The 21097-nt window shown below is 36.8% G+C and carries 22 protein-coding genes and 1 pseudogene; 1 reads left to right on the forward strand and 22 read right to left on the reverse strand.

All coding sequences use genetic code 11. The features are described from left to right. Window positions 1-112: 112 nt before the first annotated feature. The 16 genes and pseudogenes from ACPLVF_RS02860 to ACPLVF_RS02935 form a co-directional block, all read right to left on the reverse strand. Window positions 113-1411, reverse strand: coding sequence for a bifunctional folylpolyglutamate synthase/dihydrofolate synthase (locus ACPLVF_RS02860; protein WP_424906351.1), 1299 nt, complete (start codon window positions 1409-1411; stop codon window positions 113-115). 21 nt (window positions 1412-1432) lie between these two features. Further along, entirely contained in the window at window positions 1433-4072 is a 2640-nt protein-coding gene (locus tag ACPLVF_RS02865) for a valine--tRNA ligase (protein ID WP_424906319.1), read from the reverse strand. A 152-nt stretch (window positions 4073-4224) separates the two neighbouring features. Beyond that, on the reverse strand, window positions 4225-5676 hold the full coding sequence (locus ACPLVF_RS02870) for an IS200/IS605 family accessory protein TnpB-related protein (RefSeq protein WP_424906320.1): 1452 nt from the start codon (window positions 5674-5676) through the stop codon (window positions 4225-4227). Beyond that, window positions 5657-6183: pseudogene (locus tag ACPLVF_RS02875) on the reverse strand (IS607 family transposase). The gene ACPLVF_RS02870 and the pseudogene ACPLVF_RS02875 overlap by 20 nt, the downstream one beginning before the upstream one ends. 127 nt (window positions 6184-6310) lie before the next feature. Continuing rightward, window positions 6311-7597, reverse strand: coding sequence for an adenylosuccinate synthase (locus ACPLVF_RS02880; RefSeq protein WP_424906321.1), 1287 nt, complete (start codon window positions 7595-7597; stop codon window positions 6311-6313). Between the two features lie 17 nt (window positions 7598-7614). After that, the gene (locus ACPLVF_RS02885) at window positions 7615-9003 is read right to left on the reverse strand and encodes an NAD(P)/FAD-dependent oxidoreductase (RefSeq protein ID WP_424906322.1); all 1389 of its coding nucleotides are present in this window, start codon (window positions 9001-9003) and stop codon (window positions 7615-7617) included. Between the two features lie 124 nt (window positions 9004-9127). Beyond that, on the reverse strand, window positions 9128-10474 hold the full coding sequence (dnaB, locus tag ACPLVF_RS02890; RefSeq protein WP_424906323.1) for a replicative DNA helicase: 1347 nt from the start codon (window positions 10472-10474) through the stop codon (window positions 9128-9130). 6 nt (window positions 10475-10480) lie between these two features. After that, on the reverse strand, window positions 10481-10927 hold the full coding sequence (gene rplI / locus ACPLVF_RS02895) for a 50S ribosomal protein L9 (protein ID WP_424906324.1): 447 nt from the start codon (window positions 10925-10927) through the stop codon (window positions 10481-10483). 27 nt (window positions 10928-10954) lie between these two features. Next, window positions 10955-11893, reverse strand: a complete 939-nt coding sequence (locus ACPLVF_RS02900) for a YybS family protein (RefSeq protein ID WP_424906325.1) — start codon at window positions 11891-11893, stop codon at window positions 10955-10957. Window positions 11894-11944: 51 nt separating this feature from the next. Beyond that, window positions 11945-12169, reverse strand: coding sequence for a 30S ribosomal protein S18 (gene rpsR / locus ACPLVF_RS02905; RefSeq protein ID WP_068747684.1), 225 nt, complete (start codon window positions 12167-12169; stop codon window positions 11945-11947). 23 nt (window positions 12170-12192) lie between these two features. Then, window positions 12193-12645, reverse strand: coding sequence for a single-stranded DNA-binding protein (locus ACPLVF_RS02910; protein ID WP_424906326.1), 453 nt, complete (start codon window positions 12643-12645; stop codon window positions 12193-12195). 11 nt (window positions 12646-12656) lie between these two features. Continuing rightward, on the reverse strand, window positions 12657-12944 hold the full coding sequence (gene rpsF / locus ACPLVF_RS02915; protein WP_424906327.1) for a 30S ribosomal protein S6: 288 nt from the start codon (window positions 12942-12944) through the stop codon (window positions 12657-12659). Window positions 12945-13015: 71 nt separating this feature from the next. Then, window positions 13016-13234 (reverse strand): DUF951 domain-containing protein, encoded by a 219-nt coding sequence (locus tag ACPLVF_RS02920; protein WP_424906328.1) that lies wholly within the window; start codon window positions 13232-13234, stop codon window positions 13016-13018. A gap of 7 nt (window positions 13235-13241) precedes the next feature. Next, a complete protein-coding gene (locus ACPLVF_RS02925) occupies window positions 13242-14048 on the reverse strand; it encodes a mechanosensitive ion channel family protein (protein WP_424906329.1) in 807 nt (268 codons plus the stop codon). A 14-nt stretch (window positions 14049-14062) separates the two neighbouring features. Continuing rightward, a complete protein-coding gene (gene yedF, locus ACPLVF_RS02930) occupies window positions 14063-14641 on the reverse strand; it encodes a sulfurtransferase-like selenium metabolism protein YedF (protein WP_424906330.1) in 579 nt (192 codons plus the stop codon). A 17-nt stretch (window positions 14642-14658) separates the two neighbouring features. Then, the gene (locus tag ACPLVF_RS02935) at window positions 14659-15234 is read right to left on the reverse strand and encodes a CvpA family protein (protein WP_424906331.1); all 576 of its coding nucleotides are present in this window, start codon (window positions 15232-15234) and stop codon (window positions 14659-14661) included. 141 nt (window positions 15235-15375) lie between these two features. Here ACPLVF_RS02935 and yyaC point away from each other — a divergent pair, with 141 nt between their 5' ends. Beyond that, window positions 15376-15960, forward strand: coding sequence for a spore protease YyaC (gene yyaC / locus ACPLVF_RS02940; RefSeq protein ID WP_424906332.1), 585 nt, complete (start codon window positions 15376-15378; stop codon window positions 15958-15960). Here the strand turns inward: yyaC and ACPLVF_RS02945 are convergent. From ACPLVF_RS02945 to hydG, 6 genes are all read right to left on the reverse strand, one after another. After that, window positions 15950-16810: a diacylglycerol/lipid kinase family protein gene (locus tag ACPLVF_RS02945; protein WP_424906333.1), complete on the reverse strand. Its 861-nt coding sequence runs from the start codon at window positions 16808-16810 to the stop codon at window positions 15950-15952. The genes yyaC and ACPLVF_RS02945 overlap by 11 nt on opposite strands. A 29-nt stretch (window positions 16811-16839) precedes the next feature. Next, window positions 16840-17205 carry a bactofilin family protein gene (locus tag ACPLVF_RS02950; RefSeq protein WP_424906334.1) on the reverse strand — a complete coding sequence of 122 codons (366 nt, stop codon included), beginning with the start codon at window positions 17203-17205 and terminating at the stop codon, window positions 16840-16842. Between the two features lie 20 nt (window positions 17206-17225). Beyond that, window positions 17226-18134 (reverse strand): peptidoglycan DD-metalloendopeptidase family protein, encoded by a 909-nt coding sequence (locus ACPLVF_RS02955; protein WP_424906335.1) that lies wholly within the window; start codon window positions 18132-18134, stop codon window positions 17226-17228. 35 nt (window positions 18135-18169) lie between these two features. Next, window positions 18170-18685: a DUF4446 family protein gene (locus ACPLVF_RS02960; protein ID WP_424906336.1), complete on the reverse strand. Its 516-nt coding sequence runs from the start codon at window positions 18683-18685 to the stop codon at window positions 18170-18172. Between the two features lie 34 nt (window positions 18686-18719). Then, window positions 18720-19415: a DUF554 domain-containing protein gene (locus tag ACPLVF_RS02965; RefSeq protein WP_424906337.1), complete on the reverse strand. Its 696-nt coding sequence runs from the start codon at window positions 19413-19415 to the stop codon at window positions 18720-18722. 108 nt (window positions 19416-19523) lie between these two features. Further along, window positions 19524-20942 (reverse strand): [FeFe] hydrogenase H-cluster radical SAM maturase HydG, encoded by a 1419-nt coding sequence (gene hydG, locus ACPLVF_RS02970; RefSeq protein ID WP_424906352.1) that lies wholly within the window; start codon window positions 20940-20942, stop codon window positions 19524-19526. Window positions 20943-21097 lie beyond the last annotated feature (155 nt).

A 21097-nucleotide genomic window follows, 5' to 3' on the forward strand; every position in this document is an offset into this window, starting at 1 on the left:
CGTTTAAATCACTCCTTTTAAACAATTATACAGATATAAAAAAATTAATTATTTTATCCAAATATAATTATATCAAAAAAATAAATTAATAAATATATCTTTGTGAAAAATATTACTTTCTTAGTATCTCTCTAACCTTTCCAATCATATATAAAGAACCTGCAAATATTATAACATCATCTTTGGCTGCAATATTTAACGCAATTTCTACCGCTTTATTAATATCATCTTCGCTTTCTATTGGGATATTTTTCGAAGTAACACATTTTATAGCTTCTTTCAGTTCTTTGGAAGAAAGGGCTCTTGGACTGTCGGGCTTTGTTGTAATAATCTTATCAGCGATAGGAGTAATAATTTCCAGCATTTTTTTATAATCTTTGTCTTTTAAAATCCCGAGGACAAATATTTTCCTTTTATCATTGAAATAACTTATAATTGACTTTTTTAGCACCTCAAATCCTGCTTCATTGTGAGCCCCATCAATGACTATATATGGTTCTTCCCTCAAAATCTCAAACCTTCCAGCCCACTTTGCACCTTTTAAACCTAAAGCCACTTTTTCCTTATTTATTTCAATTCCATAATCGCTTAAAACCTCTACAGCACCAACAGCTGTTGACGCATTTAATAGCTGATGTTCCCCCAAAAGGGTTATTTGAAGGTTTTCGTAAAAATTTTTTATAGAATGCAATTCAAAGGTTTGTCCGAGAAGGCTATTAGAAATTGGCTTAAATTTTATATGTTCACCCACTTTGTACAATTTTGAACCTGTTTCTCTACATCTATTTTCAATCACGTTTAAAGCCTCTTTTTCTTGCAGTGAAGTAACTACAGGAATGTTTTTCTTTATTATCCCACACTTTTCCTTTGCAATTTTTTCTAAGGTATCCCCTAAGTATTCTTTATGGTCAAAACTTATTGGGGTTATAACGCTAACAAGAGGATATACCACATTTGTCGCATCCAATCTTCCTCCCATCCCTACTTCGAGCACGAGGAAGTCCACACTCTTTTCCTTATAGTAGGAAAAACCTATCGCAGTTACAACTTCAAATTCAGTAGGTGATTCCATACCTTCTTTCTCCATTATATCAACAGCATTAAAAACCTTTTTTGCATGCTTAATTAAGTCTTCATCGCTGATGTTTTCCCCGTTAAGCCTTATCCTTTCATTAAAAACTTCAAGATAGGGTGAGGTATAAAGCCCCACCCTGAATCCATGTGCTCTTAAAATGGAATCGATCATTGCAGATGTTGACCCTTTTCCGTTGGTCCCCGCTACATGAATAACCTGTATGCCTTCATGGGGGTTATCTAATATTTCCAGAAGTTTTTTTATCCTCTCAAGCCCCGGTTTAATGCCAAACTTTTGCATACCGTGAATTTTGGAAAGAACATCTTCTATTGTCAACATCAAAACGACCCTCTTTCTTTATTCATTTCTCAATAGGCTCAGTCTTTTTTCAATTTTTGATATTTTATCCTTAAATTCTTCTGCTTTTAACCTTTCCTTTTCTACCACTTCCTGAGGCGCTTTCTTTATAAAGTTTTCATTTGACAATTTTCTTTCAGCTTTTTCAAGCTCTTCTTCTAATTCTCTTTTTTCTTTATTGAGCCTTTCAATCTCTACTTCGATATCTATTAAGCCTTCCATAGGCACGTAGATTTCTGCGCCCTTTACTACAGCACTCATGGCTTTTTTGGGTGAAGCTTCTTTTTCTATAAATTCAGCTTTTTCTACCTTTGCAAGGGAATATATTATGTCCATATTTTCTTTGAATAAATTTTCAATTTCCTTTTCGGTGGCTTTTATCAATATCCTTGCTTTTTTAGATGGAGGTACATTCATCTCTGCCCTGATGTTGCGTATTCCCCTTACAGCCTCCATCAAAATGTCCATTTTATAAATATCGTTGAATTCATAATCCGGATTTTTCTTTGGCCACTCTGAAACCATTATGCTTTTCCCTTCATGGGGTAGCTGCTGCCATATCTCTTCTGTTATGAAGGGCATAAAGGGATGTAAAAGTTTTAAAGCATTCTCTAAGACAGTAAATAATACACCTTTTGTGATGTTCTTTATTTCCTCATCCTCTTTATTAAGATCAATTTTTGCCATTTCTATATACCAATCGCAAAATTCGCTCCAGAAAAAGTCGTAAATTTTTGAGGCTGCAATACCTATCTCAAATTTCTCCAAAAATTCCGTAACCTCTTCAATTACATTGTTTAACCTCGAAAGTATCCAGCGGTCTTTTAACGAGAGCTTTTCAACATCTATTTTCTTAGGTTCAAATCCTTCTAAATTCATTAGCACAAAGCGGGAAGCATTCCAAATTTTATTTGCAAAATTTCTGCTGTGCTCAACTTTTTCCCAGTAAAATTTCATATCGTTTCCAGGAGTATTTCCAGTGCTTAATGAAAATCTCAATGTATCGGCACCGTATTTTTCAATAACCTCGAGGGGGTCTATACCGTTGCCCAAGGATTTGCTCATCTTTCTTCCCAAAGCATCCCTTACAAGTCCTGTTATAACCACATATTCAAAAGGTTCTCTTTTCATAAACTCCATCGCTGAGAAGATCATTCTTGCAACCCAGAAAAAAATGATATCATAACCCGTTACTAATACAGAAGTGGGATAAAAATATTCAAGGTCTTCCGTCTTTTCAGGCCATCCTAAAGTAGAAAAGGGCCATAAAGCTGAGCTAAACCAAGTATCTAAAACATCAGGATCCTGTTCTATTTTTGTACTTTTGCATTTGGGACATTCTTTAATATCCTCTCTTGAGACGGTCATTTCTTTACAATCCATACAGTACCATGCAGGTATCTGGTGTCCCCACCAAAGCTGTCTTGAAATGCACCAGTCGTGGATATTCTCTAACCAGTTTATATATATCTTAGTAAATCTCTCGGGGACAAATTTCACCTTGCCCTGTTTTACTACTTCTATTGCTGGTTCTGCTAAAGGCTTCATCTTTACAAACCACTGCTTTGAAACCATGGGTTCTACAACTGTATCACACCTGTAGCAGTGCCCCACACTGTGATTAATATCTTCGATTTTGATTAATAAACCCTTTTCTTTAAGTTCTTCTGCAATTAATTTTCTCGCTTCATATCTGTCAAGACCAGCAAATTTGCCTGCATTTTCATTCATTTTCCCTTCTTCATTCATCACTTTAATCACAGGGAGCTGATGCCTTAAGCCAATTTCAAAATCGTTTGGATCATGGCCCGGAGTAATTTTTACAGCACCGGTCCCGAATTCCATGTCTACATATTCATCTGCAATTATAGGTATTTCTCTTTCCATTAGAGGAAGGATTACAGTTTCTCCTATTAAGTGTTTATATCTTTCATCACTTGGATTTACTGCCACCGCTACATCGCCAAGCATTGTCTCAGGCCTTGTTGTGGCAATTTCAATAAAACCCTTTCCATTTTTAAAAGGATATTTAACATAATAAAGCTTACCTTGGTGTTCCTCGTATTCTACTTCAATATCTGAAAGAGTAGTTTTGCAGGTAGGACACCAATTTATTATATAGTCTCCTCTATAAATTAATCCTTTTTCATATAAGCTTACGAAAACTTCTCTAACTGCTTTACTTAAACCTTCATCCAAAGTAAATCTGAATCTTGACCAGTCGCACGAAGCGCCTAATTTTTTTAACTGGTTGACTATAGTTCCACCGTACTTTTCTTTCCACGCCCAAACCCTTTCCAAGAATTTTTCCCTGCCGAGATCGTATTTGGAAAGGCCTTCCTGTGCCAATTGTTCCTTTACTTTCGCTTCAGTCGCGATACCTGCATGGTCCGTCCCCGGAAGCCATAAGGTAGGAATCTGCTGCATCCTTTTAAACCTTATTAAAATATCTTGAAGTGTATTATTAAGCGCATGTCCCATGTGAAGGTTTCCTGTAACATTGGGTGGTGGTATTACTATTGTAAAGGGTTTTTTAGTCTTATCGATTTTTGCTCTAAAAAGGTCATTCTCTTCCCAATATTTATACCATTTTTCCTCCACATTTTTCGGTTCGTAAACCGAAGGCAAGTTTACAGTCATAATGATATCCTGGTCATCCAAACTGTGCAAAACTGCACAAGTCTGGAAGGCTGGGCTATTTGTATTCCGCCCTTTCAGAGAGTGCTCATTCCCAGCAGGCGGTATTTAAGCACTCCCATAGCCCCTGCCCCAAGAAGCAGGAACTCGCGCCCTTAACCGGGTCTCCCCACTTGCCCTGAATGTAATACTCCCTTCAGGACAGAGACGTCCCTTAATACCCTCTCAGGGGAGAGTGGCGTTACCACCGCTACCTTGAGAACTCGCCAGAGATTATAGCTTGTGCTATAGGCACTAATACTTGTTCCACCCAGAGGTATTAGTGCCTTCCCTGGCTCACTCCCAAGGCTTTTTATCAGTTTTATCGCTCTGTCTATCTCCTTTAGTTGCCTTTTCTTTAGTTGTTTGTTCTTAACCGTTCTCTTTACGTGCTCTTTTAATTCTTCCAATTCGTCAGCATCTAAATCTTTTAGAATTGCCATATACCCTTCGGGGACTTGCTCTTTTAGTCCAAGCCCCCTTCTTGCTATTACGTATGCAGCTGCTATGTCCTTGCTTATCATATACTGCGGTGCATACTTCAGCATCCCTATCACTGATGTATAGGCAGGATTGACCTCTATAACTTGTATACCTTTCCTCTTCGCTAAAACCTTGATTTTTTCCAAAAGTGACCTGTAGCTAAAGCTGTGCCTTATCCTCCTTGATTTCCTCCCTGAAAAATCCCCTCTTTTTCCTTTGTCTCTTATGTCCAATCTTTCGATTGCTATTGCTTTTTTCTTTTCTTCTGCTAGCCTTACTATTTCATGAGCATACTGCCATCTATAATATTCCCTCTTATTTGAATTGCCGCTTGTAAGTTCAGGCATCGGTATTCTGCCATAACTTACAAGCTTACCGTTCTCATCTGTTTCTGACCACGCTATGTGGTCCGGATATGCGTTAACATCTATGCCTATAACTCCATTTTCCTTTGTTACCACAACTTCCGGAAAGTTTTCTTCAATTGTAAAGTAAGCATATACCTTCCCGTTTTTAAGCTTTAACTCAACCGAGTAAGGCTCTCCACAAGTGCTGATTGCCTCAAGCAATCCTTCCCGGCTCTTACTCTTCTTCCACCCCGCTTGTATCCTCGCATATGCATACTTTCTTTCACCTACGTTGATTCTAAGTACTGCACCATTTTCATCTATCTCGATTCTCGTATTCAGATTTCCTTTCTTGCTCTTATCTCCCCTAGAGTAAAGATTGCCTTTCCTTCTTTCTTGCCACTCATGTTGCAGCTTCTTATATGCATTTCCATTTATGTGCCGTTTCTTGAGCTTATCAAACAAACTCCTGCCGCCAAAGATAACCTTCCTCGGATTCTCTTCCCTTTCTTTGCAAGACTCTAAAACGCTTTTTGCCTTCATTATCGCATCATCTACATACCTCGAATTTAAATTAAAAATCCCTTGAAGTTCTTTTTTTAGTGTATTTCTGCTTTTACCTTCTAAAAGTCTGTTATATGCGAATCTTGCGCAGGATGACCATCTTCTCATAAGGTCTAATACTTCTTGTTTATCTTCTTTACTGTCAAAAACAAGTTTAGCTTGGATTGTTATCATGCTTTTTACCACCTCTTTGCCCGTAAATCCTGGCTGCAAATGATGTAACTATTGCTATTAAGTCTTCTGCTAGTTCTTTGTTTACATCTTCTTCATTTTCCTTTCCATTCAAAACTACAAGCTCTACTCCACAACTTTTTGAACTTCTCCTCTTTTTATTTTGTTCAGAAGCTTTAATAAACCTCTCCTGTTTTCATTTACCCCACTTGCTATTTCGGATATGACTTCATACCGCCAACCTTGCAAATTGGCATATTCTTCAAGTCTCCTGATTTGATTTTTTAGGTACTCTTCCTGCTTTTTTGTAGATACTCTTGCATATAAAACTACAGTCGGTTTTGGTTTTTCTTCTATCATACCTAATAGCTTCTCTATATCTTCTTTTCTATACCTTCTTCTACCCTTTGGAGTTCTAAGAGGAGTAATTAACCCTTCTTTTTCCCAGTTTATAAGTGTCCTTCGACTAATCGAGTATATTTCTTTTACTTTTTGTATACTTAATAACATCTATTATCACCTAATTAAAATTATACTCTTTTGCATAACTATCTTCACCTGTTGTATCCTCCTAAATATTCTCATAAATTTTTCTATTTTCATAAAAAAAATTCCTGCAAGCAAATGCCTGCAGGAATTAAAAAAGCTTAACGATTTCAAAGCCTTGCTCCCTCTTTGGCCCAATCGAAATAAAAGCTACTTTAACACCCGTCAATTCTTCTATTTTATAAATATATTTAATAAGATTTTCAGGAAGCTCTTCAATCCTTTTAATATCAGATATGCCTTCCTCCCATCCGGGCAGCTCTTCGTAAATAGGCTCACACTCCGATAAGACATTTAAGCTTGCCGGAAAATCTGTTATCGTTTTCCCTTTATACTTATACCCAATACAAATTTTTACTTTTTCAAGCCCTCCAAGGGTATCTAATTTGGTAATTGCAACGTATGAAAGCCCGTTTACCTTTACCGCATAGCGAAGCATGACTACATCAAGCCATCCGCACCGCCTTGGCCTTCCAGTAGTGGTGCCGTACTCATATCCTTTTTCCCTAATTATATCACCCGTTTTGTCCAGTAATTCCGTTGGGAAAGGGCCTTTGCCCACGCGGGTGGTGTAGGCCTTTACCACCCCCACTACACTATCTATTAGTGTTGGGCCTATTCCGGCTCCAATACATACACCCCCGGCTATAGGATGAGAGGATGTAACATAGGGATAAGTTCCTAAATCCACATCAAGCAATGTTCCCTGAGCACCTTCGTACAAAATCTTTTTATCGTTTTTTGAAAATTCGTATATTATCGAAGTGGTATCGCAAACCATGTCTTTTATTTGCTCTGCGGCCTTTAGATAAGACTCGATGATAGGACCTTTTTCAAAGCCCTTTTTGCCGTAAACCTTTTGGATGATTTCATTCTTCATCTTAAGATTTTGTTCTACTTTTTCTTCAAAATACTTAGGCTCCAAAAGATCGCAAACCCTTATACCTATCCTTTCCGCTTTATCTACATATGCAGGACCTATGCCCCGTCGTGTGGTCCCTAATTGTAGTTCTCCTTTATGTTCTTCTATAACTTCATCGAGGAGTTTGTGATAGGGCATTATGAGATGAGCCCTATCGCTGATTTTTAATCTGCTTTTAACATCAATTCCATAGCCCTCTAAATACCTTATTTCCTCCACTAAGGCAATTGGATCTATTACCATGCCATTACCTATTACACATATTTTCCCAGGATGTAATATGCCAGAAGGTATAAGATGAAGTTTGAACCTAATATCATTTACCTCTACCGTATGGCCTGCATTGTTTCCCCCTTGATATCTAACAACCATATCCGCACGGCTTGCAAGGTAATCCACTATTCTCCCTTTCCCCTCATCACCCCATTGGGTTCCTATAACAACTATGCCCGGCATAAAAAATCACCCCAAAATCAGTCTAAAATCCGTCTAATGATTTCTCTTGCAACAATAACACCTGAAACAGACGCCTGGGCTAAGCCACGAGTGACTCCCGCACCATCCCCTGCTGCAAAAAGATTACTAATTTGGGTCTCTAAGGCAGATGTAAGTGCAGGCCTTGAAGAATAAAATTTTACTTCAACCCCGTAAAGCAAGGTGTGGTTTGAGTTCACCCCTGGTACCAATTTATCCATTGCCTGAAGCATCTCTAATATGCTCACTAAATGCCTGTAAGGGAAGACTAAACTCAAATCCCCAGGAGTTGCTTCTTTTAAAGTGGGCTCAACAAGCCCTCTTTTTATCCTCTCAGGAGTAGAACGCCTTCCAGACAGTAAATCACCTAAGCGCTGTACTATTACTCCTCCGCCTAACATATTAGCAAGTGTTGCAATGTATTTTCCGTATGAAATAGGTTCTTTAAATGGTTCTGTAAAGGTTTTGCTTACCAAAAGGGCAAAATTGGTGTTTGTAGTTTTTCTGTCAGCATAACTGTGCCCATTTACCGTAATCAGGCCGCTGTTATTCTCTATTACTACTTCACCATAAGGATTCATGCAGAATGTCCTTACTTTATCGTCAAAGGATTTGGAGTAATAAATCAGCTTTGATTCATAAACCACATCAGTTAAAGGCTCCATTACAACCGAAGGCACTTCAACCCTAACGCCTATATCAACAGGGTTTATTTCCATATCCAGTCCCAATCTTTTTGCTTCTTTCGCAAACCATTCGGCACCTTCTCTGCCTGGAACAACCACAATATATTCTGCAAAAAACCTTTCCCCTTTAACCGTCTCTACGCCAATAGCTTTTTTATCCTTTACAAGTATGTTTTTAACTGCTGACGATGTCTTTATTTCCACCTTATCCTTAAGATAATCGTACATCTTTTTTAATATAAGCCAGCATTTTTCGGTACCCAAATGTTTTACTTTTGCAGGGATTAGCCTCAAATCAGCCGTGGCTGCTTTCTGTTGAAGCTCCTTTACTTTATTCTGATCCGTTCCATGGACAATTTCTGTTGCTCCAAAGCTAAGAAAGATTCTATCAATATAGCCTATGAGCTGGGAAACTTCCTCTTTTGATATATATTCATCAAGCCAACCACCAAACTCGGTGGTTAAGGTTAATTTTCCATCGCTGAATGCTCCAGCTCCTCCCCACCCGTTTACAATTGAACAGGGGTCGCAGTGCACACATTTTATCTTTTTTTCCTTTGAGGGACAGGTTCTGTGCTCGATATCTTTGCCCTTTTCTAAAATTAATATGGATAAATTGGGAACCTTATCTACAAGCTCCAAAGCAGTAAAAATACCTGCGGGACCCGCCCCAACAATAATCACATCATAAGTTTTTTCCATAAAACATCCCCTGCCTTATCCTTTTTAGGAAAAACCCTAATAAATATAACAAAAAAAAATAATTTAGTCAATAAAATATGAATATTTTATTCAATAAACGTATTAAATATTCGTTTTTTACTTTTTAAGCCGTCTCATTTTGCCTATATTTTTCCACACTGACAAATTTGGTATACTGAGAAAGCCACAAAAGTTCTACCTTGCCCGTTGGCCCGTTTCTCTGCTTTGCAATAATTACTTCTACTATATTCTTCTTATCTGTATCGGGGTTGTAATAGTTTTCCCTGTACAAAAAGGCCACTAAATCAGAATCCTGTTCAAGGCTACCTGATTCTCTAAGGTCGCTGAGCACCGGCCGGTGATCAGCCCTCGCATCGGGTGCCCTGGAAAGCTGGGAAAGGGCAAGTACAGGAACATTTAATTCCCTCGCCATAGCCTTCAAAGACCTTGAGATTTCAGAAATCTCCTGCTGTCTCGTTTCAGACTGGCCTTTGCTGGAAATAAGTTGCAGGTAGTCGATCACAACAAGTCCCAATCCCTTTTCCGCCTTTAACCTTCTCGCCTTTGCCCTTATTTCCAAACTGGTGATGCCAGGAGTATCGTCTATATATATTGGTGCTTCTGATAGTGGACCCATAGCCCTTGCAAGCCTTGGCCAATCCTCTTCTTCAAGTTTTCCAGTCCTTAATTTGTGGCTGTCTACATTTGACTCCGCACAGAGCATTCTCTGGACTACCTGCTCCTTTGACATCTCCAAGCTAAATATTGCAACAGGTATTTTATACCTTATTGCTGCGTTTTGAGCAATGTTTAAAGCAAAAGCTGTTTTGCCCATACTCGGCCTTGCAGCTACTATTATCAAATCTGATGGCTGCAATCCCGATGTCATAGAATCGAGATCGGGAAATCCGGTGGGCACTCCCGTAATACCGCCTTTTGTGTGATACAATTTTTCTATCCGTTCAAAGGTAGAAAGCAGTAAATCCTTTACATGGTAGAAATTTTCTACTCTTCTTTTTTGTACGATGTTGAATATTTTCCTTTCTGCTTCATCCAAGATTTCTTCCACATCTTCTTTAGGTTCATAGGCAGAGGATAATATATTTGATGCTGCTTCAATTAATTTCCTGAGCAGAGCTTTTTCTTCAACGATTTTGCAGTATTCGGCTATATTGGAAGGTGTTGGGACTATTTCAGTTAATGTTGTAAGGTAAGTTACTCCACCTACTTCTTCTAAAATTTTCTTATTCCTCAAAGATTCCGTCACTGTAATAAGGTCAACGGGCTCTCTGTTTTCATGTAGTTCAACAATGCATTCAAATAGCTTTCGATGAGCTTCTCTATAAAAATCCTCACTCTTTAATCTTTCCACAGCAACATAAATGGCCTCCTTTGAAAGAAGCATAGAGCCAAGAACAGACTGCTCCGCTTCAATATTGTAAGGAGGCACTTTGGAAGGGTTTTTTTCCATATGTTATCACCCTTCGATTACTCTTAATTTAAATTTAGCATCCACCTCAGGGTGGATTTTTACCTCCACTTCATAACTGCCTAAAGATTTAATGGGCTCTTTTAAAACAATCTTTCTTTTGTCAATATCTATATTAAACTGGCTCTTTAATCCTTCTGCAATATCCTTTGTATTGATAGAACCGTACAATTTGCCCTGTTCCCCGGCTTTTACTTTTAATGTGACAGTACATTTTTCAATTTTTTTTGCAAGTTCTACTGCTTCCCTTTTTTCCTTTTCCTTTTTATTCTCCATAGCCTTTTTTCCCTGTTCTAATCTTGCAATATTGCCCGGAGATGCTTCTATTGCCAAATTTCTCGGAAAAAGAAAATTCCTCGCATAGCCGTCAGCTACATTTACAACATCGCCCTTCTTCCCTAAATTTTTTACATCCTGAACGAGAATTACCTTCATCTTTCCCACCTCTAAAAATAAAATTGTCTATAATTTTCTAAAATTCATTAATATATCGAACATTCCTGCCCATACTATGATTTGAGTAAAAAAAGGATTAAAAAATATAAAAAGGACTGTAAGAATTCTTACAGGTTTTGATACATTGTACTTTCCAAAATAATACGCAAGAAGGGAAAAGCCTTCGATAAAAAATGCAAAATAAAATACCAATTGCAGGTTCATGCCGATATATTTTAATATGCCTACAGGCCAGTATTGTTCAAGAAAGGTAAGTAAAACCCCTATGAGGAAAAAAAATACTGTAAAAGTTGGGAGTTTCCACTGCCAAAAAGGTGTAAAATCTCTTATCCTGCTGCCGAGCCTTGCTATTACAATTTTGGCTACACTGTAATTTAAAAAGGCATCTACCACAGACGCAAGTACAAATACACCAGGAATTGCCATAGAAAGTAGGTTTACAGTTTGGCTAAAATTTTGAGTAATAGCATTTACTGTATCCTTGTTCATACCTATTGAAGTATAAATCTTTGAGACCTGTTCAATGGACTCCTTTAATGCCGCAATCTCTTCATTAATAGGGTTTATTCCCATTATATATAGAGAAATTAATATTAAGAGAACTTTGGCTACAAGAGAAGCAATTGTACCTACTGCAAGGCATTTTTCTGCAGAAAAATCCTTGCTTATAGCCCAACCAAGAGCAATTCCTATAAGTCCAAACCCTAAAACCACTGTAAATGCCTGCAAAGGACCTTCAAGCATTGCAACAATAATGCCCGATACGATAGTTGCAAGGAGGCTTATTTTTACACCATGTCGTATGCCGAGTAAAATAATAGGTACTGGCCAGACGAGGCTTGCAAAGGTGCCCAATATGGGAATATAAAGAGAAAGCAGACTTAGTATAATCGTTATTGCGGCTAAAAGTGCTCCTTCTACTACCGCCTTTGTATTGTTTTGCATAAAATTTATCCCCCTTTTTGCTTAAAAAAAGAGAGGGAATTACCCCTCTCTTTATTCAGTGGTAAATGGCAGTAAAGCCATGTTCCTTGCTCTTTTTATAGCAACAGTAAGCTGTCTTTGATGCCTTGCGCAATTACCAGTAATTCTACGGGGCAAGATTTTTGCTCTTTCGGTTATAAACTTCCTCAATCTTGCCACGTCTTTATAATCTATATAATCTATTTTATCTACGCAGAAACTGCAGACCTTCTTTTTCTTATTCTTCTTCGCTTTCAATCCCTATCCTCCTTTTCTAAAAATTATAAGGGCAAGTCTTCTTCACCGTTTAATTCTTCGCCGAAATCAAAATTTAAATCTATATCAGGGTCATTAAAACCATCCTCAAAACCGGTTGGTAATGCTTCCTGATCTCTTTCCTGAGAATCCTGAATTTTGGGTTTGTCTAAAAACTGAATTTCTTCTGCCACAACTTCGGTTACCCATCTCTTTGTTCCATTTTGTGTTTCAAAAGACCTTACCTGGAGCCTTCCGCTGACACCGATAAGCCTTCCTTTTTTTAGATTGCTTGCACACTGTTCAGCAAGTCTTCTCCATGCTACTATTGGAATGAAGTCGGTATCCCTTTCCCCCTTTTGATTTAAAAAAGGGCGTGAGACTGCTAAGGTAAAGGTTGCAACCGCTACCCCGCTGCCAGGGGTGTACCTTAATTCGGGGTCTTTTGTAAGCCTTCCTATTAAAATCACTTTATTCAAATCTTACACCCCTATCTATCCTTGCGGATAACAATGTGCCTTAAAACCCCGGTGGTAATCTTAAAAAGCCTTTCCATCTCATGAGCTGTTGCAGGGTCTGAGGAGAAATTCATAACAACATAGTAACCCTCTTTGCGATGCTCAATGGGATAGGCTAACTTTCTCTTTCCCCACCGTTCAATTTCCTTTACCTCGCCCCCTCTTTCGGTAATAACACTTTTGAATTTTTCAATCAACGCGTTTACCGAATCCTCATTGAGATCGGGGTCGAGGATGTACATGGTTTCATAATTCCTCATTCTTTCACCTCCTCGGACTTTTGGCCCCGGTATTATAACCGGAGCAGAGATGCTTCTTGCGTATTATACCATTATTCTTTAAGATTTTCAAGGTCTTGGGGCGCCATACTTTTTACAACCTTTTTTACACTTTTTTCAAACTTATTCCTCGGTATCATTACCTTTCTGCCACATCCTGTGCATTTTATCCCAATATCTGCTCCTAATCTCCAAATTTCCCATTGAAAACTGCCGCAAGGGTGCTTTTTTTTCATTTCAACAACATCACCTATAAAAAACTTCAAAATCATCACTCCCTCAAGCACCTTTCAGCGGAACTTTGTAATATGCAAAACTTATGCCTTCTTTTTCAAATCTTTCTTTAATGCTTTTTCTTAACTCTCTTTCGGCAGTCCACTGCATTAAAGGTGTTGTCTTTGCAATAATACTAAACTCTATTCCTTCAGCAGCAAAATCTGTTATACCTAACACATCAGGACCTTCTTTTATGTATTCTAAAGCTCTAAACTCTTCGCAAACTTCCTTTAATATACTAAATACCTTATCTATATTTTCTTCATAGGAAACCCTGACCTTTACCAAAGCTCTCATATTGCCTCGACTGTGATTGGTAACACGCTTTATCTCCCCATTAGGTATTATATGGAGCTGGCCTCCAAAATCTCTTAGTTTTGTTATTCTAAAGCCAATTTCTTCTACAAAACCTCCTACTTCGTTTGTTTCTATATAGTCTCCAACCTGATACTGGTCTTCAAATATTATAAAAAAGCCAGCTATTACGTCCTTTACCAAGCTTTGGGCCCCAAATCCAAGGGCCAGGCCTCCAATGCCTGCTGCGGTAAGGATGGAAGAAGTATTGATGCCTACTGTGTCAAGCAACATAACCCCAGCAACAAAATACACGGTATACTTAACAACACTTTTTATAAGTCCTCCAAGGGTTTTTAATCTATTTTCATTAGTTTTTATTATTTTGGTCCGTCTGTTAAATAGCCCATCTATAAATTTATCAGTTATCTTCACAAACACTACTGAAAATAATATAACATAGATTATTTTCATATAAAAGGTATTTAAAAGCTTTAATTTTAGCCATAAATTCATTAAATCAGCACCTTCTATATTGTGATTGTTTTAAAAGTAGTCATTTTTTCTACTATGGTGTACATATTAGTGATACTGCCTACCTGAAGCTTGTCCTTTAGATTGTAATAATCAAGACAGGTCCCACAGGAAAGTATTTTAACCCCTTTTTCTTCAAATACCTTTAAAATATCTATTAATTCTGAACCTTCAGTAGTCAGAAATACACCACTGTTTACAAACATGATAGATTCCGGTAGAACTTGAGCCTCACTTAAAGAATACATAAAACTTCTCATTAATACTCTCCCGAGCTCTTCTGAACCACTTCCAAAAGTATTTTTGCCTATTAATACCACATACGAATTCTTTTCTTTTTTTATTTCGCCCTCGTTTACGTATTCCTTTTGGGCAAAAAGATAATATAGGCCCTCCTTTTCTTCTACTTTTGCCGTAAAACCTTTGCTTTTTAAAAACTTCATAACATTTTCTCTTGAAACCTCGTTATCTACAATAACAGTAATTTCCTGTAAATTTTCGCTCTCCTCTAAAGCCTTTTTTGTCATTATAACAGGTTCTGGACATTTTTTGCCCCTACAATCAACTGTTCTCATCAAAAATCCCCCTACTCTCAAATAAATTTTATTACATTCGGAAATATTGTATCAATAACCTTCAATTGATTCAATATTTTTGAATTGTTTAGTATATCAAAGAAGGATTTGTTTGTAACTACAGAAAGAAAAGGCTGAAATGCGGTTATTACCACGGACAACCAGATAGCTATAGTTAAAACGGATAGAAAAGCCCCACATATCCTATTTAAAAAGGACATCTTCGTAGATTTAGCAATGCTCCCGATAAAATATTCAATAAGGGTGAATATTAACTGTACTGCTATAAACAGTAAAAGAAAGGCTATTGCATTCATCGCCATATCAACCATAGCCTTAATATTTAAAAGACCGGCCGGAATGGAACCCGTTAGAGTCTTTGCACTGCTATTGTAAAAAATGCCGGCAATTTTTCTTTCAAATCCAAAATTGCTTGATAAAAACTTTACCACTTCCTGCTGGTAAAAAACGGCTGTATATATCGATACAATCACTCCTGCCACATTTACAGCAGAAGTTATTAATCCCTTGGAGTACCCATCTATCGCCCCTTTTACAAAAAATACCAAAAGTAAAATATCCAGGAAATTCATATAACGCATCTCCTCAAAACAAAGTAGTACCTATTATATAAAATATGCAATTTTTAGGAAATTGTTACAAAAATGTATAGAGAAATATATTTCGAGTCAATAATATAAAAAAAGAAATTTATGAAAACATGGAGGTCGCTGATGATAATTCCACAATTATTAAAAACTAATGAAATAAGGGTTCACATTGACAATCCCTTTGCTTCTGATATCCTTGGAAAAGGTATTTTTAAAATTCTCGAAGAGTGCTACGAACAAAAGGGAGAAATTATTTTTCTCTGCATCGGTACCGATAGGTCTACAGGCGACTCCTTAGGACCCATTGTAGGAAATATTCTCATGGAAAATCCTTACATACAAGGACTTTCTAATATTCACATCTACGGTTGTTTAAAAGAACCTGTTCATGCTGGAAATATCGAGAAAGTTATAGAACAATTAAACAATCTAAGAAATAAGCCTTTTATAATAGCGATTGATGCCTCTTTGGGACGAATTGAAAATATCGGAACAATAAAGTTAGGCAAGGGACCTTTAAAACCCGGTGCAGGGGTAAAGAAAGAATTGCCCCCTGTGGGTTCATATCATATTACAGGTACCGTTAATTTCGGGGGTATAATGGAATACCTCATTCTTCAAAATACCAGGCTTTACATAGTTATGCAAATGTCAAAAATTATTGCTGATGCTATCTTTAAAGGCCTCAAGCTGTATTTTACCTTATAATATTTATTGCTTTTGGCCATATTTCAAATTCCTTTGGTGTTACACCAATTATATCACCATCAGTATGTACCAGTATAGGTGTAAGGCTTTTAACTATGACTTTTTTGCCTCTAAAGGTCTCGTAAGCCCTGTGTGTTATGTGTTTTCCGCCAAATACCCTTGGCAAAAACCTTAGTATTTCTGTTTTCCTAACGTCATTAACAATAGAAACATCTAAATAGCCATCGTCGGGCTGCGCTGTAGGGCATATCATCATCCCACCACCGTAGTATTTCCCATTGCTTATTGTAACAAGCCAAGCTTTTCTTTTTAATATTTTACCATCAATATTTATTTCAACATCTTGCGGGTTAAACCTATGTAGGGTTTTTATTAAAGCTGCAATGTAAGCAAAGGTGCCTTTAAAAAGCCTTATTTCATTGTTTACGCAATCTGCCACATGGGCGTCAAGCCCAGCTCCCGCTGCATTTATAAATATTTCGCCATTACACCTAATTAAATCCATTTCTTCACTGGAGCCTAATTTTAAAATATTTAAAGATTTTTCGATGTCTAAGGGAATACCTAATGTTCTTGCAAAATCATTTCCAGTCCCTGCAGGTATTATCCCTAAGAGTGCATCCTTTCCAGCCAAGGCTTTAACTACTTCTCTTAAGGTGCCATCCCCTCCGACTGAAATAATAATTTTATAGCCATCGTTATAGGCTTTTTTTGCTATTTGTGTAGCTTCGCCGATACTGTTTGTAAATTTATAGTCATAGCAAAAGTTCAAAGATTCCTTAATTTTCTTCCATACTTTTATTGCTCTACCTCTTCCAGCCACAGGATTTATTATAAAAAATACCGACAAATGCTTCTCCCCTTCCTCAAAAGTTAGCCCTAAATTTCTTCATTTTTTATCATTTCGCATTTTCCATTAAATTCCGCACCTTCTTCTATAACTATGCCATAAACCTTTATATCTCCACTTACTTTTCCTGTGGATTTTATGTAAAGCTTTCCCTTTAAAAATATATCACCTTGATATTCTCCTGCAATTATAGCATTGTTTGCCCTCATCTGAGCCGTAACATAGGCCCCTTCTGATATTATTACATCACTTTCTCCTTCAATCTCTCCCTCCATTATACCATCTATTTTTAGAGCCCCTGTGGATTTTATTTTCCCATGAAATTCCGCACCCTTGCCTAATATGGTTTCAACCATTTCTTTTACAGTATTTAATTCTTCTTTTTTCCGAAACATATATTCCCCCCTGTACCTTTTTAATTTAACTTATTAATATATTCCAAAGGATTTTTCAGCCTTCCATTATGTATAACGGAAAAATGCAGATGAGGTCCGGTACTCCTACCACTACTTCCAATTAAGGCTATAGCTTGTCCCTTCGATACCTTTTGCCCTTTTCTGACAATAATCTTAGAAACATGGGAATAAGCAGTCTCAATCCCGTTTGAGTGATTTAATATCACCGTATATCCGTATCCCGGTTTATAGCCCGCAAATGTGACAATACCATTTGCAGCGGCTTTTATTTCTGTACCATAGGGTGCCGAAATGTCAATACCATCGTGAAATTCTTTGCCCTTACCAAAGGGGCTTTTTCTATACCCAAAGTGAGAGGTTATTTCCCCCTGAACAGGCATTATGTCGGGTATTGAGTTTATTTTATCCTGTAATTGGATTAAAGCCTTTGAAAGATTTTTTAAATTATTTTCTTTTTCCCCCAGCTTTTCATCTAAATCCTTTAATTTTGTTAATAATTCTTCCCTATTTACATCACCACGGCTTGAAAGACTTGAACTTTTTTTTGTAAGAAGAGTATTTACTTCCACATTAAATGTATTTTCTTTTATAAGTTTATTTAATTTGTTTTCCAATTCCTCTATCCTTGCTATTTTTTCCTCCATTTCGATTATTTTTTCTTCTAACTGTTTTTTCTGCTGATTATATTCTTTTATCTTGTCCTCCATGTCTGCATACTTTTTATTTCTTTCAAGGAGTTTATAATTTTCAGCTTTCAATGTGTTTAAATATCTAAAAAAATGAAATCCACCTATAAAAATTATTAATACAAATAATAAAAATGCATACTTAATTGTTTTAATTTTCCTTGAGTCCAAAAAGAAAGATACTGTCTTTTTATCAGAATGAGGAATTATCATTATTGTCATACTATCTTTCTTTTTTTTTTCATATATTCATCCCCTTATGCTTCGGATAGAGCCCTTTCTAAAACCATTTTTTCTTCTTCGCTCAGGGGGTAGCTGCTGGCTCCTCCATAGACTGGCTTTAAATATACCCTGTTTTCATCCCTTCCATAAATGCTTGTAATAATGAAACCGTCGTTTTCTCCGTTCAAGAGAGCTACTGAAAAACTTAAATCGCTACCCATACTGTCAAAGGCATTAAACCTAATGGCATGCACCTTTTGTATGGCAAGTTTAACCCTTTTTTCAAACATCTCTACCTTTTCGTCCATTCCAGCAATTTCATTTTTAGCCCTTGTAACTTCTTCAGCAATTTTTATTAAAATTTCTTCCAAATTTTTTCCATCCATGCCCCTCATTAAAAGATTGTATTTTTTCATAATTTTTGTCAGTTTTACGCTTACCGCAACAAAAAACACAAAAGCTGCGAGGTACAAAAGAGCGATTATTAAAATAGCGACATCGATATTTTCAAGAATGATTCCTCTAATATTTTGTATGTACTGTATAGGCATTTTTGTTGATTTCCCCCTTGTAAATAATCTTTTTCTAATAAAAATTAAACTTTAGAAACATGTAAGTTATAAAAATTGCAGTAAAAATAGCTGGCAGAAGGTTTCCCACTTTTATCCGAGAATTCCCAGAGAGCATGTTTATGCCTATACCAAATATCAAAAGTCCTCCAGTTGCGGTCATTTCCCTTATAACATCATCGTTTAAATACGCCTTTATAAATTTTGCTGACAGAGTAATTGCACCCTGATAAATAAAGACTGGAATTGAAGAAAAGGCTACACCGATTCCTAAGCTCGATGTAAAAACTATTGAAGATACGCCGTCAAGAATAGATTTAACAAACAGTATGCCGTGATTTCCATTTAGTCCGCTTTCAATTGACCCCATTATTGCCATAGCTCCAACACAGTAGACTAAGCTTGCGGTAACAAAGGCTTTTGTAAATTCGCCCTCATTATTTGAAAATCTCTTTTCTAATTGCCCTCCAATTTTATTTAAACCTTCTTCTATTTTTAATACTTCGCCGATGATTGCACCTGTTACTATACTTAATGTTACCACAAGGAGGTTTTTAGTTTTTATGCTCATAGAAATTCCTATGAGCATCACTGTGAGGCTTAGTCCTTGCATAATTGTTGATTTTATATCATCGCTGAATTGATTTTTTAAAAAGTATCCCATCAGAGAACCTATTATTATTGATAATGAATTGACTATTGTACCTAGCAATTTTCTTCCCCCAATTTCTTTTTAGAATAATTATAACATACCATTATTTTTTTTAGAAAGGGCTTTATGGTAAAACCCGGGCTTTATAGACCCGGGTTTTTTTGTAGTTTAAAAGTAAAGATCCCTTTCCCCTTCTTCAATCCTCTTCAACTTTTCTATTGTTTTTGTCTTTATTGTCTCATTAGGAATATCCATTAAACTTTTTTCGATAACTTTTTCTCCTAATGCCTTCAGCTTTTCATCAGCGTAATCCATCAAAAATTCTTTGAAAGTCAAAATCGCATTGGGCTGGCATAGATTATGAATATTTCCTGATTTCGCAAGCTCCATAAACCTATCTCCAGTTCTTCCCTTTCTGTAGCACGCTGTGCAGTAACTCGGAAGATAACCTTGCTGGCAAAGCGACATGAGTACCTCGTTTGGCGTACGCTTATCTTCTATCTCGAATTGATAGCAAGTATTATTTTCTCTTTTGCTAATTTCTTCGTGATAACCACCTACACCGGTACAAGAACCCGCGCTAATTTGAGAAATACCTACAGATATTACTTCTTCCCTAAATTCCGGTTTTTCCCTTGTTGAAAGAATCATTCCTGTATATGGAACAGCAAGCCTCACTATAGCAACTATTTTCTTAAAATCTTTATCGCCAACAAGGTAAGGAAAATTCTTAATATCTACTCCATAAGCTGGCCTTAACCTCGGGAAAGAAATAGTATGAGGCCCTACTCCGTATTTTTCATCCAAGTATTTTGCATGCATTATTAAAGCTACCACTTCATACTTGTAATCATAAAGCCCAAAAAGGACCCCCAATCCTACATCATCTATGCCTCCGAGCATTGCCCTATCCATAGCGGTTGTATGATAATCGTAATCACTTTTTGGGCCTGAAGGATGCATTATTTTATATGTGGGCCTGTGGTAGGTTTCCTGAAATAAAATATAGGTTCCTATACCCACTTCTTTAAGTTTTTTATAATTTTCCACAGTTGTAGCAGCGATATTTACATTTACCCTTCTAATACTGCCATTTTTCAACTTTGTATCATATACCGTCCTTATTACTTCTAATGTGTAATCTATGGGACAATTCACTGGATCCTCTCCTGCTTCTAATGCCAGTCTTTTATGGCCCATATCTTCTAAAATCTTCACTTCTTCCCTTACTTCTTCCATGGTAAGCCTTCTTCTTTGTGTTTTATTATCCCTCCGGTAACCGCAGTACTTGCAGTTATTTATACAAAAATCGCTGTAATAAAGGGGTGCGAATAAAACAATTCTATTGCCATAAATTTTATTTTTTATTTCCCTGCCTACTTGATATAATTCTTCCAATAGTTCATCATCTTCCAAATAAAGAAGACTCGCCACTTCATCAATATCCAGTCCTTTTGCTTCTCTAGCCTTTTGTAAAATCTCCCTTATCTCAGTTTTTGTAGCCTTTTTCCCTTTTTCCAAAGCCGATATAATTCTATTGTCGTCAATAAAATCTGCCCTCATATTTTCAGGATCTTCCTTTATCAAAAATTCCATGGCTTTCCCTCCTAATTTTTATTTAACTGGTTTTTCAATAGATTAAAAAATCATCTATCCTCCCGGAAGGAAAGCCTGCTTAAACAGTTCTTTCATTTTTAATTCCCCCCTTCGCTCAGGAACTTCCCTCACGTCAGGATTTTTTA

Source organism: Thermovenabulum sp., assembly GCF_049701175.1.
Classification (GTDB): domain Bacteria; phylum Bacillota; class Thermosediminibacteria; order Thermosediminibacterales; family Thermosediminibacteraceae; genus Thermovenabulum.

Excerpts from the sequence above, each read along its gene's own strand:
- ACPLVF_RS02870 (WP_424906320.1), bottom strand. The coding sequence starts at position 5,676 with ATGATAACAATCCAAGCTAAACTTGTTTTTGACAGTAAAGAAGATAAA.
- ACPLVF_RS02865 (WP_424906319.1), bottom strand. The coding sequence starts at position 4,072 with ATGACTGTAAACTTGCCTTCGGTTTACGAACCGAAAAATGTGGAGGAA.
- rplI (WP_424906324.1), bottom strand. The coding sequence starts at position 10,927 with ATGAAGGTAATTCTCGTTCAGGATGTAAAAAATTTAGGGAAGAAGGGC.
- ACPLVF_RS02935 (WP_424906331.1), bottom strand. The coding sequence starts at position 15,234 with ATGAATTTCCTGGATATTTTACTTTTGGTATTTTTTGTAAAAGGGGCG.
- ACPLVF_RS02885 (WP_424906322.1), bottom strand. The coding sequence starts at position 9,003 with ATGGAAAAAACTTATGATGTGATTATTGTTGGGGCGGGTCCCGCAGGT.
- dnaB (WP_424906323.1), bottom strand. The coding sequence starts at position 10,474 with ATGGAAAAAAACCCTTCCAAAGTGCCTCCTTACAATATTGAAGCGGAG.
- ACPLVF_RS02960 (WP_424906336.1), bottom strand. The coding sequence starts at position 18,685 with ATGCCTATACAGTACATACAAAATATTAGAGGAATCATTCTTGAAAAT.
- ACPLVF_RS02925 (WP_424906329.1), bottom strand. The coding sequence starts at position 14,048 with ATGAATTTATGGCTAAAATTAAAGCTTTTAAATACCTTTTATATGAAA.
- yedF (WP_424906330.1), bottom strand. The coding sequence starts at position 14,641 with ATGAGAACAGTTGATTGTAGGGGCAAAAAATGTCCAGAACCTGTTATA.
- ACPLVF_RS02920 (WP_424906328.1), bottom strand. The coding sequence starts at position 13,234 with ATGATTTTGAAGTTTTTTATAGGTGATGTTGTTGAAATGAAAAAAAAG.
- ACPLVF_RS02950 (WP_424906334.1), bottom strand. The coding sequence starts at position 17,205 with ATGTTTCGGAAAAAAGAAGAATTAAATACTGTAAAAGAAATGGTTGAA.
- ACPLVF_RS02880 (WP_424906321.1), bottom strand. The coding sequence starts at position 7,597 with ATGCCGGGCATAGTTGTTATAGGAACCCAATGGGGTGATGAGGGGAAA.
- ACPLVF_RS02955 (WP_424906335.1), bottom strand. The coding sequence starts at position 18,134 with ATGACAATAATGATAATTCCTCATTCTGATAAAAAGACAGTATCTTTC.
- yyaC (WP_424906332.1), top strand. The coding sequence starts at position 15,376 with ATGATAATTCCACAATTATTAAAAACTAATGAAATAAGGGTTCACATT.
- rpsF (WP_424906327.1), bottom strand. The coding sequence starts at position 12,944 with ATGAGGAATTATGAAACCATGTACATCCTCGACCCCGATCTCAATGAG.
- ACPLVF_RS02900 (WP_424906325.1), bottom strand. The coding sequence starts at position 11,893 with ATGCAAAACAATACAAAGGCGGTAGTAGAAGGAGCACTTTTAGCCGCA.